Origin of the sequence: Thermomonas sp., assembly GCF_041905325.1 — a bacterium.
Taxonomy (GTDB): Bacteria; Pseudomonadota; Gammaproteobacteria; order Xanthomonadales; family Xanthomonadaceae; genus Thermomonas.
This window is the reverse complement of sequence record NZ_JAYRLK010000002.1, coordinates 414,377-427,170: the sequence shown is the minus strand read 5'-3', so window position 1 is coordinate 427,170 and position 12,794 is coordinate 414,377. Positions and strand designations below refer to the sequence as shown.

Below are 12,794 nucleotides of genomic sequence, written 5' to 3'. Positions count from 1 at the left end.
ACTTCGACACCGACTTCGGCCCCATGGTGCAGGTGATGGTGGGCGCGCTGCTGGTCTCCGGCGTGGAAACCGTGTGGGGCGGCGTGGAAATCCCCGCCTACGGCGACGCCATCACCCGCAAGGACTACCGCAGCCGCGGCATCACCCTGGAACGCTTCGCCGAGATGGCCCGCTTCAACTACGGCAGCACCGTCATCGTGCTGCTGCCCAAGGGCGCGGCCACGCTGGACCCGGCGCTGCACGCGGAATCCCCGGTGCGGCTGGGGGAACGGCTGGCGCTGCGGGACTGACGGCACCGTTCGGCTGATTCCCCTCCGGAAACGACAAGGCCCGCAGAAATGCGGGCCTTGTGCGTTGTGGGAAGGGCGGATTCAACTCTCAATCGCAACACCAATGGTTGTGAAGAGGCCCAGGCGACCTGATCTGTGCAACTTCACCGCCAAGTGGAGTTGCCATGGCCTCAGGCCGCCTGAACCTGCAAGAACGATATCGCATCCACGCACTGCTTGAAGCCAACTTCAGTGCCCGCAGCATCGCCATCATGCTGGATCGCAACGCCAGCACCATCAGCCGTGAGATGCGACGTAACCGGAAGGGGAAGCACTACCAGCCGGATGCCGCCAACGACATGGCCCAGCGGCAAAGGGCCGGGTGGGCCGGCGGGGCCCCACCATAGCGCCCGGCGGGCGCGGCAGCGGCGCAACACGGCGATGGACACGCCGGCAACGGAAGGGACTGCCCACTTCAAAACCACCTTCAGTCACAAAAAACCGTGGGGAAGCGGCTTTTTTGTCCTGTTATGACTTGTTCTTCACGTTTCAACGCATACTGGCCATTCAGGAACTGGATGCGCGACGCGATGCGAAAGGAACTCGAAAACACGTTGCTGCACTGCCGCAATCTTCCCTCTCCGCCGGGGGTGGCGCTGCGGATCATCGAGCTTGCGCAAGACCCCAATGCCACGCTGGGCGACACCGCCCAGGTCATCAGCACCGACCCGGCCCTGAGCGCCCGCCTGCTGCGGGTGGCCAATTCGCCGCTGTACGCCACCCGTCGCCGGGTTGGCACGCTGGCGCAGGCCATGACCATGCTGGGCGTCAACGCCACCCTGAGCCTGGCGCTGGGCTTCTCGTTGATGCATGGCCTGCGCGGCCGCAACGGCACCGCCGAGCTGCAGGAGCAGATCTGGCGGCGCAGCGTGCTGGCGGCGCTGGCGGCGCGCATCCTGGGCCAGCAGGTCGGGGTGGGCCGCACCGAAACCCTGATGCTGGCCGGCCTGCTGCAGGACATCGGCCGGCTGGCGCTGCTGCAAACCCTGTCGGAAGGCTACGCCGCGTTGTGTGGCCAGGCCGCCGACAACAACACCTTGCGCACGCTGGAACAGGCGGCATACGGCGGTGACCATGCCGAGATCGGCGCGTGGCTGGCCGGGCAATGGAACTTGCCGGATTACCTGATCGAGGCGATCGCCGAAAGCGAGTCCGCCGCCACCGAAGACCCCTTCCTGCGCTGCGTGCAGGCGTCCGGCGCCATCGCCGACCTGTGGCTGTGCAAGGGCAACCCCAGCGACGAGTTGCTGGAACTGGTGCAGTTCCGGGTGGCGGCCTGCACCGGTGACGCCAACGCACTGGACGAGCTGTTGCCGCTGATCGGGGCGGCGCTGCCGGAAGTCAGCGCGATATTCGAAGTCCGCATCGAGCATCCGGCGCACTTGCAGTCGATCGCCGAACACGCCCGCGAGCTGCTGATCCTGCGCAACCTGCGGCAGATCCAGGAGATGGCGCAGGCGCGCAACGATACCCAGGCCATGGAAGAACGCATGCGCCAGCTCACCGAGCAGTCGCACCGCGATCCGCTGACCGGCGTGTTCAACCGCCTGCACCTGGACGAAACGCTGGAGCAGGAGTTCACGGCCGCCGGCGAGAAGCACCCGCTGACCATCGCACTGCTCGACCTCGATGATTTCAAGCTGATCAACGACCGCTTCGGCCACCTGGTGGGCGACCAGGTGCTGCGCCAGTTCGCCCAGACCGTGCAGCGCACCTTGCGCAGCAGCGACGTGGTGGCGCGCTATGGCGGCGAGGAATTCCTGCTGCTGCTCAACTATTCCGACGAAGCCGCCGCGACCCAGGTGCTGCAACGCCTGCTTGAAGACGTGGCGCAACTGCCGATGGCCGTGGTCGACGGGCAGCCGGTGCACGTCACCTTCTCCGCCGGCCTGGCCACCCACAACGGGCGGGACGGCAGTTTCGGCAGCGCGCGCGAGTTGCTGCAGGCCGCCGACAACGTGCTCTATGGCGCCAAGCGCCAGGGCCGCAACCGCGTCCACCTGCACACACCCTGAGCACGCGGCAGCCGCGCATGCAGCCCGCAGCGCGCTTTCCGCTAGAATGAGCCGGGTCCCCGCCAGCCGCTATCCGCCATGACCGAACTTGCCTATCGCCGCGTCCTGTTGAAATTGTCCGGCGAGGCATTGATGGGGGATGAGGACTACGGCATCGACCCGAAAGTCCTCATCCGCCTTGCCCGCGAGGTGATCGAGGCCAGCGAGGCGGGCGCGGAAATCGCGCTGGTGATCGGCGGCGGCAACATCTTCCGCGGTGCCGGCCTTGCCGCCGGCGGCATGGATCGCGTCACCGGCGACCACATGGGCATGCTGGCCACGGTCATCAACGCGCTGGCGATGCAGGACGCGCTGGAAAAACTGGGTGGCAAGGCGCGCGTGATGAGCGCGCTGAAGATCAACGACGTCTGCGAGGATTACATCCGCCGCCGTGCCATCCGCCACCTGGAAAAACGCCGCCTGGTCATCTTCGCCGCCGGCACCGGTAACCCCTTCTTCACCACCGATTCCGGCGCGGCGCTGCGCGCGATCGAGATCGGCGCCGACCTGCTGCTGAAGGCCACCAAGGTGGACGGCGTGTACGACAAGGACCCGAAGAAGTACTCCGATGCGGTCAAGCAGGACACGATCTACTACGACGAAGTGATCGCCCGCAACCTGCAGGTGATGGATACCGCCGCCTTCGCCCTGTGCCGCGACGCCCGCCTGCCGCTGCGCATCTTCGACATGGCCGAACCCGGCGTGCTGCTGCGCATCCTGCGCGGCGAGCCGATCGGCACCCTGGTGCGCGCCCGCGATTGAACCGCGCCGGGCACCTGCATTGCCGCTTATAATCGCCGGTTTGCAGAACCTGACCGGAGCCCCGCCATGCTGAACGAAATCAAGAAAGACGCCCAGGCCCGCATGGCCAAGAGCATCGAGGCACTGCGCCACGCCCTGGTCAAGGTGCGTACCGGCCGCGCCAACGCCGGCCTGGTGGACAGCATCAAGGTCAACTACTACGGCTCGGACATGCCGCTGTCGCAAGTCGCCAGCGTGTCGGTGGCCGATGCCCGCTCGATCGTCATCACCCCGTGGGAAAAGCAGATGGTGGGCGCGGTGGAAAAGGCGCTGCTGGCCTCCGACCTCGGCCTGACCCCCAACACCGCCGGCACCACCATCCGCCTCAACATCCCGGCGCTGACCGAAGAGCGCCGCCGCGACCTGACCAAGGTCGTGCATGGCGAGGGCGAGGATGCCAAGGTTGCCGTGCGCAACATCCGCCGCGACGCCAACCATCAGGTCAAGGAACTGCTGAAAGACAAGCAGATCACCGAAGACGAAAGCACCCGCACCGAGGCCGAGATCCAGAAGATCACCGATGCCGCGATCAAGGATGTCGACGAGGTCATCAAGGCCAAAGAGCAGGAGCTGATGTCGGTTTGAGGTTGGCGAGCCTGCCCGTGCCAACCCTTGCCCAGCCCATTCCGCGCCACCTTGCCATCATCATGGATGGCAATGGGCGCTGGGCGCAGCAGCGCCACCGTCCGCGCCTCATCGGCCATCGCGCCGGCGCGCAGGCGGTCAAGCGTTGCGTGGAGTTCTGCCTCCGGCAAGGCATCGAAGCGCTGACCCTGTTCGCCTTTTCCAGCGAGAACTGGAACCGCCCCGCCGAAGAAGTGGGCGGGCTGATGAAGCTGTTCCTCGGCGCGCTGGAGCGCGAAGTGGACGAACTGCACCGGCTGGGCGCGCGGTTGCGCTTCATCGGCGAACGCAGCCGGTTCGACCCGGCGATCGTGGCCCGCATGGAAGCCGCCGAACGCCTCACCGCCGCCAACACGCGGCTGCACCTGAACATCGCCGCCAGCTACGGCGGGCGGCAGGACATCGCCGCCGCCGCCCGCGCGCTGGCGGAAGAAGTGGCCGTTGGCCGCCTGCATCCTTCGCAGATCGACGCGGATGCGCTGGGTGCCAAGGTCGCACTGGCCGACCTGCCCGCCCCCGACCTGTTCATCCGCACCGGTGGCGAACTGCGCATCAGCAATTTCCTGCTCTGGCAGCTCGCCTACACCGAGCTGTGGTTCACCGATGCGCTGTGGCCCGACGTGGACGCCGCGCTGCTGCAACAGGCACTGGACGACTACGCCGGCCGCGAACGCCGCTTCGGCCTGACCAGCGCGCAAGTGAAAGGCCACGCCGCCGGGAGACACCCTTGACCAAGACTCGCGTACTGGCCGCATTGGTCATGGCACCTGCCGTTATCGCTGCGGTGCTGCTGCTGCCCACCGGCTGGCTGATGCTGCTCAGCGCCATCGTGTTCCTGCTGGCCTTGTGGGAGTGGCTGAAGCTGGCGGGGGTCGAGGACACGCTGGCCCGCAGTTCGCTGCTGGCCAGCAATCTGGCGCTGATGGTGGCGCTGGTCTGGGGTTCGCGTTCTTCGCAGGCCAACAGCCTGCCGCTGTTCCAGCTGGCAGTGGTGCTGGGCGTGGTGTGGTGGCTGCTGGCCCTGCTGTGGCTGCGCCACTACGACTTCGCGGCCCGCCCCGACAGCAAGTCGCGCATGCTCAAACTGGCGGCCGGCTCTGCCGCGATCGTACCGGCCTGGTGCGCGCTGGCGGTCATCCACCACGATGGCCAGCACGGTGCCGGTTGGCTGCTGCTGGCCCTGTTGCTGGTCTGGGCCGCCGACAGCGGCGCGTATTTCGCCGGCCGCAAATTCGGCGGGCAATGGTTCGGCGGGCGCAAGCTGGCCCCGCGCATCAGTCCCAACAAGACCCTGGAAGGCGTGGCCGGCGGCGTCGGGCTGGCCATGCTGGTGGCCATCTGCGGTGCACTGGTGCTGGGCACGCGCGCAGCGCAACTGCCGGCGGTGGCGCTGGTGGCAGCCTTGACGGTGCTGTTCTCGGTCGCCGGCGACCTGCTGGAAAGCCTGCTCAAGCGCCATGCCGACGTGAAGGATTCGGGCACCCTGATTCCCGGCCACGGCGGCGTGCTGGACCGGGTGGACAGCGTGCTGGCGGCGCTGCCGGTGTTCGCGCTGGGCAAGATCTGGCTGGGGTTCTGACGATGCAGCGGGTTGCAGTACTGGGAGCCACCGGCTCGATCGGCACCTCCGCGCTGGACGTGATCGCACGGCATCCGGACGCGATGCGCGCCAGCGTGCTGGCGGCCGGCAGCAAGGTCGATGCACTGCTGGCGCTGTGCCGCACGCATCGTCCCGAGCACGCGGTGATCGCCGACGCGGCGGGTTACGCCGCGTTGCGCGACGGCCTGCGCGATGCGGGCCTGGCGACGCAAGCACATGCCGGCAGCGAAGCGCTGGACGCATTGGTCGCGGGTGATGCCTGCGACACCGTGGTGGCGGCGATCGTCGGTGCCGCCGGCCTGCCCTCCACGCTGGCGGCGGCCCGCGCCGGCAAGCGCCTGCTGCTGGCCAACAAGGAATCGCTGGTACTGGCTGGCGAACTGCTGATGCGCGAAGCCCGCGCGCACGGGGCCACCATCGTCCCGATCGACAGCGAACACAACGCCATTTTCCAGTGCCTGGCCGACGGCAACCCGCCGGCACGCATCACCCTGACCGCCTCCGGCGGGCCGTTCCGTGGCTGGAGCCGCGACGCGCTGGCGGCCGTCAGCCCCGCGCAGGCGGTGGCACACCCCAAATGGTCGATGGGGCCGAAGATCTCGGTCGATTCCGCCAGCCTGATGAACAAGGGGCTGGAAGTGATCGAGGCCCACCACCTGTTCGGCGTGCCGGGCGATGCCATCCGCGTGCTGGTGCATCCGCAGTCGCTGGTGCATTCGCTGGTGGATTTCACCGACGGCAGCACCCTCGCCCAGCTTGGCCTGCCGGACATGCGCACCGCGCTGGCCGTGGGGCTGGGTTGGCCGCGACGGATCGCCTCCGGGGTGGCTCCGCTGGACCTGCTGGCGCTGGGCGGCAAACTGGAATTCGAAGCCCCGGACCTGGCCGCCTTCCCCTGCCTGGCACTGGCCTTTTCCGCGCTGGCTGCGGGCGGCACCGCGCCGGCCGTGCTCAACGCCGCCAACGAGGAAGCCGTTTCAGCCTTCCTTCAGGGCCGGATCGCTTTTCTGGACATCCCCGACACCGTTGCCGCCACCCTGGACGCCATGCCCGCCCTCCCCGCCGACACCCTGACGGCCCTGCTGGACGCCGATGCGCGCGCGCGCGCACTGGCCCACCACCGCATCGCCGCATGCGGGGGCCGCGCATGAGCGATTTCCTCGGCTCGCTGTGGTGGCTGCTGGTGGCGCTGGGGGTGCTGGTCACCTTCCATGAGTTCGGCCACTTCTGGGTCGCGCGCCGCTGCGGGGTGAAGGTGCTGCGCTTCTCGGTGGGCTTCGGCACGCCGCTGTGGCGCTGGCACGGCAAAGACGGTACCGAATATGCGGTCGCCGCGATCCCGCTGGGCGGTTACGTGCGCATGCTGGACGAGCGCGAGGGGGAAGTGCGCCCGCACGAACGCCATCTGGCATTCAACAGCAAGCCGATCTGGCAGCGGATGGCGGTCGTGGCGGCAGGCCCGCTGGCCAACCTGGTGCTGGCTTTCCTGTTGCTGTGGGGGATGCTGGTCATCGGCCGCCCCGATTACGCGCCGGTGGTGGGTCAGGCCACGGCCATTGCCGCGCAGGCGGGCTTGCAGCCCGGCGACCGGGTGCTGGCGCTGGGCGACCGCGCCACGCCCACCTGGAGCGAACTGGCGATGGCGCTGGCGGTGGCGGCACTGGACCGGCAGCCGGTTGCCCTGCAAGTGCGCCGCGCCGACGGCAGCACCGTCACCCGCGACCTGCCGCTGCAACACCTGCCACAAGGCATCGATGAGTTGCGCACGGTGGCCGCCATCGGCCTGCTGCCACGGCATTTGCTGATCCCGGCGGTGGTGGGCAGCGTGCGCCAGGGCACCCCGGCATGGGGCGTGCTGGCCGATGGCGACCGCATCACCGCGATCGACGCGCACCCCGTCAGCAGCTTCGAGGACATCGCACCGCTGGTGGCCAAGCTGGGCGAACGCGGCGGGCCGGGCATGGTGGAGGTGGAACGCGATGGCGAGCGGCTGGCGCTGGAGCTGACCCCGCAGCGCACGCAGGCCGGCGGCGGCATCCCGCAATGGATCCTGGGCATCACCAATGCACCGGCCGGTGCCCCCCCGCACGACGCCGTGCTGCGGCTGGGCCCGGTGGCGGCGGTCCCCGCCGCGGTGCGCGAAACCGGGTACCAGGCCAGGCAGTTGGTCGACATGGTGGCGCGCGCCGTGTCCGGCCGGGTATCGGTGGAAAACACCGTTTCCGGACCCATCACCATCGCCCGCGCGGCCAATGATTTCGCCGCCCGCGGCCCGGCGTGGTTCCTGAACTTTCTGGCCCTGCTGTCGGTCAGTCTGGCGTTGATCAACCTGTTGCCGATCCCCGTCTTGGACGGGGGTCATCTGCTGTATTACCTTATCGAGCTGGTGATCCGCCGCCCGTTGGGTGAGCGGGCGCTGGCCGTGGGCCAGTACATCGGCCTCGCGATGATCGCGGGGCTGATGGGCCTGGCGTTCTACAACGACATCCTGCACCTGGTGTCGTAGCAACTCCCCAATGCGTGGTGCCGCCCCGTGCGTCACCGATCCTTCCGTAACCGGACGCCCCGACCAGCGCCCGACATGGCCGTTTCGCCCAACAGGATGTTCCGAATGACCCGACCCTTGCCCCGCCGCCTGCTCACCCTTGCCCTGGCCTCGGCACTTTCCCTGCCGGTCTGGGCGCAGACGGCACTCGCACCCTTCACGGTCAGCGACATCCGCATCGACGGCCTGCAACGCATCGGTGCCGGCACCGTGTTCACCTACCTGCCGGTGGAGCGCGGCGACACCCTCGACCAGGGCAAGGCGGCGGAAGCCGTGCGCGCGCTGTACAAGACCGGGTTCTTCGAAGACGTGCGGCTGGATCGCCAGGGCAACATCCTGGTCATCACCGTGACCGAGCGCCCGGCGATCAACAAGCTCACCCTGTCCGGCAACAAGGACCTGAAATCCGAAGACCTGCTCAAGGGCCTGAAGGACATCGGCCTGGCCGAAGGGGAAACCTTCAACCCGCTCAACCTGGACCGCGTCACCCAGGAACTGACCCGCCAGTACAACAACCGCGGCAAGTACGGCGTGCAGATCACCCCCAGCGCGGAACACCTGGACCGCAACCGCGTCAACCTGACCATCACCATCAAGGAAGGCAAGGCGGCGCGCATCCGCGACATCAACCTGATCGGCAACGACAGCTTCCCCGACGAGGACATCACCAAGGGCTGGGAGTCGCACACCAGCAGCTGGCTGTCCTGGTACAAGCGCGACGACCAGTACTCGCGTGAAAAGCTCTCCGGCGACATCGAGAAGCTCAACGCCTGGTACCTCAACCGCGGCTATGTCGACTTCAGCCTCGATTCCACCCAGGTGGCGATCAGCGGCGACCGCAAGGACATGTTCATCACCGCCGGCATGACCGAAGGGCAGGTGTACAACTTCTCCGACGTCACCGTCTCCGGCGATACCGTGTTGCCGAAGGCGGAACTCGAGAACATCGCCGGCCTCATCCATCCCGGCAACACCTTCTCGCGCGCCGCGCTGGAAATGGTCACCAACGCCATCACCCTGCGCCTGGCCAACATCGGCTATGCCTTCGCGCGGGTGAACCCGGCGCCCACCATCGACCGCGACAAGCGCACCGTGGCGATCGACTTCCAGGTGCAGCCCGGCCCGCGCGTGAACGTGCGCCGGATCGTGTTCAAGGGCAATACCCGCACCGCCGACACCGTGCTGCGCCGCGAAATGCGCCAGTTCGAAGGCGCGTGGTATTCGCAGGCGGCGATCGACCGCAGCAAGGTGCGCCTGGACCGCCTGGGCTATTTCGAATCGGTGGATGTCGACACCCAGCCGGTGGCCGGCTCCGACGACCAGGTGGACGTGACCTACACGGTCAAGGAAACCACCTCCGGCAGCATTTCCGCCGGCGTGGGCTATTCGCAGCTGTCCGGCCTGAACCTGTCGCTGCAACTGTCGGAAAACAACTTCCTCGGCACCGGCAACCGCGTGTCGATGGCGCTCACCCGCAGCGTCTACCAGAAGCGCTACGACTTCTCCTTCATGAACCCGTACTTCACCGACGAAGGCTTGTCGCTGGGCTACAACCTGTGGTGGCGCGAGTTCGACTACTCCAGCTTCAACGTCGCCCAGTACTCCACCAACAACGGTGCCTTCCAGGTATTCATGGGCCTGCCACTCAGCGAAAGCGATTCGGTCTCGCTGATGCTGGGCATCGACTCCAACGAAATCCTCGCCTTCGACGGCTCCACCCCGCCGCCGCTGCTGGACTACATCAAGGCCGTGGGCCAGCGCACCTTCCATTCCTGGCGCGCGCAATTGGGCTGGGGCCGCGATACCCGCAACAACTACTTCACCCCGGTGGTCGGCAGCAGCCAGAACCTGTCGGCGGAAATCACCCTGCCCGGCTCCACCGTCGAATACTTCAAGTTGAGCTACGACATCTCCAAGTACTGGCCGCTCAGCCAGATGCTGGTGCTGCGCACCGCCCTGAACCTGGGGTATGGCGATTCTTGGGGCAAGGACTTCACTCGCAATCTCTGCTACACCGCGCCGCTGCCGCCGGTGCCGCCCACCCCCACCAACCCCAACCCCACCCAGCCGCCGGCACCGCCGCCGCCCACCGTGCCCTGCCTCACCACGTCGCCGGACTTCGTCAAGACCGTGCACGGTACCGGCCTGCCGTTCTTCGAGAACTTCTACGCCGGCGGCATCGCCTCCAGCGGCAAGGTGCGCGGCTTCATGGACAACACACTCGGCCCGCAATACACCTCCAGCTATGGCTACAAGCAGCCGCTGGGTGGTTCGGTGCTGCTGGCCGGCTCGGTGGAAGCGATCTTCCCGAAGCTGTTCGACAGCCCGGCCGCGCGTGTCTCCGCCTTCCTCGATTTCGGCAACGTCTACGACGGCTGGAAGAATTTCAGCACCAGCGAGATGCGCGTTTCCGCCGGCGTGGCGCTGCTGTGGCGTTCGCCGATGGGGCCGCTGTCGATCAGCTACGCGTTGCCGATCCGCAAGAAGGACGGCGACCAGATCGAACGGTTGCAGTTCAACTTCGGCGGCCAGTTGTAAGCACCGCGCGCGGGCATGATGGCGACCTCGTTTCTCGCTTCCGCGCTGGCTGAGCGGTTCGGACTGGTGCTGCGCGGCGAGGATCGCCCGGTGCACGGTGTCGGCACCCTGGCCGACGCCACTGCCGCGCAACTGGGCTTCCTCGCCAATCCCCGCTACCGTACCCAGCTCGCGCAAACGCGGGCGGGCGTGGTGGTGCTGCGCGAGGCCGACGCGGCGGGCTTCGACGGTACCGCGCTGCTCGCGCGCGACCCGTACGTCGCCTACGCGAAGATTGCCGCCCTGTTCGACGCCAAACCCGAGCGCGCACCCGGCGTGCACCCCGCGGCCTGGGTCGATCCCGCGGCCCACGTCGACCCGACCGCGCATGTCGGCCCGCACGCCAGCATCGGCGCACGCAGCCGCATCGGCGCGCATGCCGTGGTCGGCCCCGGTTGCGTGATCGGCGACGATTGCACCGTCGGGGAAGGCTGCGAGCTGGTGGCGCGGGTCACGCTGGTCACCCGCGTGCGCCTGGGCCAGCGCGTGCTGGTGCATCCCGGTGCCGTGCTGGGGGCCGATGGTTTCGGCATCGCGATGGATGCCGGCCACTGGATCAAGGTGCCGCAACTGGGCGGCGTGACGGTGGGCGACGATTGTGAAATCGGCGCCAACACCACCATCGACCGCGGCGCACTGGAAGACACCGTGCTGGAAGCCGACGTGCGCCTGGACAACCAGATCCAGATCGGCCACAACGTCTGGATTGGTGCACACACCGCCATGGCCGGCTGCTCGGCAGTGGCCGGCAGCGCACGCATCGGCCGCCACTGCCTGGTGGGCGGCGGCGCCGGCATCCTCGGCCATCTGGAGGTGTGCGACCGCGTGGTCATCACCGCGATGTCGCTGGTCACCCATTCCATTCGCGAGCCCGGCGAGTATTCTTCCGGCACGCCGTTGATGGACAACCGCAGCTGGCGCAAGAGCGCCGCCCGCTTCAAGCAACTCGACCGCATTGCCCGGCACGGCGCAGGCGGCGACAAGGACAACGCATGACCGAATCCACCGCCTCCGTGACCCTGCCGGTCACCAGTGCCGAAATCGAACAATTGCTGCCGCACCGCTACCCGTTCCTGCTGGTGGACCGCGTGGTCGAATTCGAAAAAGACAAGCGCGTGCTGGCGTACAAGAACGTCAGCTACAACGAGCCCTTCTTCACCGGCCACTTCCCCGGCAACCCGGTGATGCCGGGCGTGCTGGTGGTGGAAGCACTGGCCCAGGCCGGCGGGCTGCTGACCCAGCTCTCGCGCGATCCGGGCGCGGGCGAAGGCCAGGTGTTCTATCTGGTAAAGGTGGACAACGCCAAGTTCAGCAAGATGGTGAGCCCCGGCGACCGGCTGGAGCTGGACGTGGAACTCAAGCGCCGCATCCGCAACATGGCGCAGTACGTGGGCGTGGCGCGGGTCGACGGCGAGCAGGTGGCCTGCGCCGAAATCCTGTGCGCGGCGGCGGCCCGCCAATGAGCGACGGCGCGCCGCTGATCCACCCGACCGCGGTGATCGACCCGCGTGCACGGCTGGGCACGGGCGTGCAGGTGGGCGCGTATGCGGTGATCGGGGCCGAGGTGGTGATCGGCGACAACACCCGCATCGGCCCGCATTGCGTGGTCGACGGCCCCACCACCATCGGGCGCGACAACGTGTTCCATGGCCAGGCGGCAGTGGGCACCGCACCGCAGGACAAGAAATACCGCGGCGAGCGGGTCGAGCTGGTGATCGGCGACGGCAACCAGGTGCGCGAATTCGTCACCATCAACCGCGGCACCGGCGACGGTGGCGGCATCACCCGCATCGGCAACCGCAACTGGATCCTGGCCTATACCCACATCGCCCACGACTGCATCGTCGGCAGTGACTGCGTGTTTTCCAACAACGCCACCTTGGCCGGGCACGTGACGGTGGGCAACTTCGTCATCATCAGCGGCTTCGCCGGTATCCACCAGTTCTGCCGGATCGGCGATTACGCCTTCATCGGCATGGGTGCGTTCGTCAACGGCGACGTGCCGCCCTACCTGATGGTGGCGCAGGAAAAATACGCGCGCCCGCGCGGGATCAATGCCGAAGGCCTGAAACGGCGCGGCTTCGACGCCAACCGCGTGGCTGCGATCAAGCGCGCCTACCGCGCCCTGTACATGGGCGAAGCGAAGCTGGAGGAAGCCAAGGTCGAGCTGGCGGAGATCGCCGCGGCCAGTGCCGACGTGCGCGCGTTCCTCGACTTCATCGACGCCGGCGAGCGGCCGTTGCTGCGGTGATTTTCATTGCGTT

The 12,794-nt window shown here is 67.6% G+C and carries 13 protein-coding genes; all 13 read left to right on the top strand.

Features of this window, described 5'->3' with window-relative positions; all coding sequences use genetic code 11:
- The coding region (locus tag ACE3OK_RS04155) for a phosphatidylserine decarboxylase (RefSeq protein WP_374248279.1) at positions 1–290 on the top strand (290 nt) is incomplete at its 5' end.
- A gap of 164 nt (positions 291–454) precedes the next feature.
- Entirely contained in the window at positions 455–676 is a 222-nt protein-coding gene (locus ACE3OK_RS04150; protein ID WP_374248278.1) for a helix-turn-helix domain-containing protein, read from the top strand.
- A 183-nt stretch (positions 677–859) separates the two neighbouring features.
- The gene (locus tag ACE3OK_RS04145) at positions 860–2,344 is read left to right on the top strand and encodes an HDOD domain-containing protein (RefSeq protein ID WP_374248277.1); all 1,485 of its coding nucleotides are present in this window, start codon (positions 860–862) and stop codon (positions 2,342–2,344) included.
- A 78-nt stretch (positions 2,345–2,422) separates the two neighbouring features.
- Positions 2,423–3,145 (top strand): UMP kinase, encoded by a 723-nt coding sequence (gene pyrH, locus ACE3OK_RS04140; protein ID WP_374248276.1) that lies wholly within the window; start codon positions 2,423–2,425, stop codon positions 3,143–3,145.
- 66 nt (positions 3,146–3,211) lie between these two features.
- A complete protein-coding gene (frr, locus tag ACE3OK_RS04135) occupies positions 3,212–3,769 on the top strand; it encodes a ribosome recycling factor (protein ID WP_374248275.1) in 558 nt (185 codons plus the stop codon).
- A 2-nt stretch (positions 3,770–3,771) separates the two neighbouring features.
- Positions 3,772–4,539: a polyprenyl diphosphate synthase gene (gene uppS / locus ACE3OK_RS04130; protein WP_374248274.1), complete on the top strand. Its 768-nt coding sequence runs from the start codon at positions 3,772–3,774 to the stop codon at positions 4,537–4,539.
- A complete protein-coding gene (locus ACE3OK_RS04125) occupies positions 4,536–5,387 on the top strand; it encodes a phosphatidate cytidylyltransferase (protein ID WP_374248273.1) in 852 nt (283 codons plus the stop codon). The genes uppS and ACE3OK_RS04125 overlap by 4 nt, the downstream gene beginning before the upstream one ends.
- Before the next feature lie 2 nt (positions 5,388–5,389).
- Entirely contained in the window at positions 5,390–6,559 is a 1,170-nt protein-coding gene (gene dxr, locus ACE3OK_RS04120) for a 1-deoxy-D-xylulose-5-phosphate reductoisomerase (RefSeq protein WP_374248272.1), read from the top strand.
- The gene (gene rseP, locus ACE3OK_RS04115; protein WP_374248271.1) at positions 6,556–7,914 is read left to right on the top strand and encodes an RIP metalloprotease RseP; all 1,359 of its coding nucleotides are present in this window, start codon (positions 6,556–6,558) and stop codon (positions 7,912–7,914) included. The genes dxr and rseP overlap by 4 nt, the downstream gene beginning before the upstream one ends.
- 105 nt (positions 7,915–8,019) lie before the next feature.
- Complete coding sequence (bamA, locus tag ACE3OK_RS04110) at positions 8,020–10,491, top strand: outer membrane protein assembly factor BamA (protein WP_374248270.1); 2,472 nt, start codon at positions 8,020–8,022, stop codon at positions 10,489–10,491.
- A 15-nt stretch (positions 10,492–10,506) separates the two neighbouring features.
- Positions 10,507–11,526, top strand: coding sequence for a UDP-3-O-(3-hydroxymyristoyl)glucosamine N-acyltransferase (gene lpxD, locus ACE3OK_RS04105; RefSeq protein ID WP_374248269.1), 1,020 nt, complete (start codon positions 10,507–10,509; stop codon positions 11,524–11,526).
- Positions 11,523–11,993 (top strand): 3-hydroxyacyl-ACP dehydratase FabZ, encoded by a 471-nt coding sequence (fabZ, locus tag ACE3OK_RS04100; protein ID WP_374248268.1) that lies wholly within the window; start codon positions 11,523–11,525, stop codon positions 11,991–11,993. Before lpxD ends, fabZ begins: the two co-directional genes overlap by 4 nt.
- Positions 11,990–12,781 (top strand): acyl-ACP--UDP-N-acetylglucosamine O-acyltransferase, encoded by a 792-nt coding sequence (gene lpxA, locus ACE3OK_RS04095; protein ID WP_374248267.1) that lies wholly within the window; start codon positions 11,990–11,992, stop codon positions 12,779–12,781. The genes fabZ and lpxA overlap by 4 nt, the downstream gene beginning before the upstream one ends.
- The last annotated feature ends 13 nt before the right edge of the window (positions 12,782–12,794 follow it).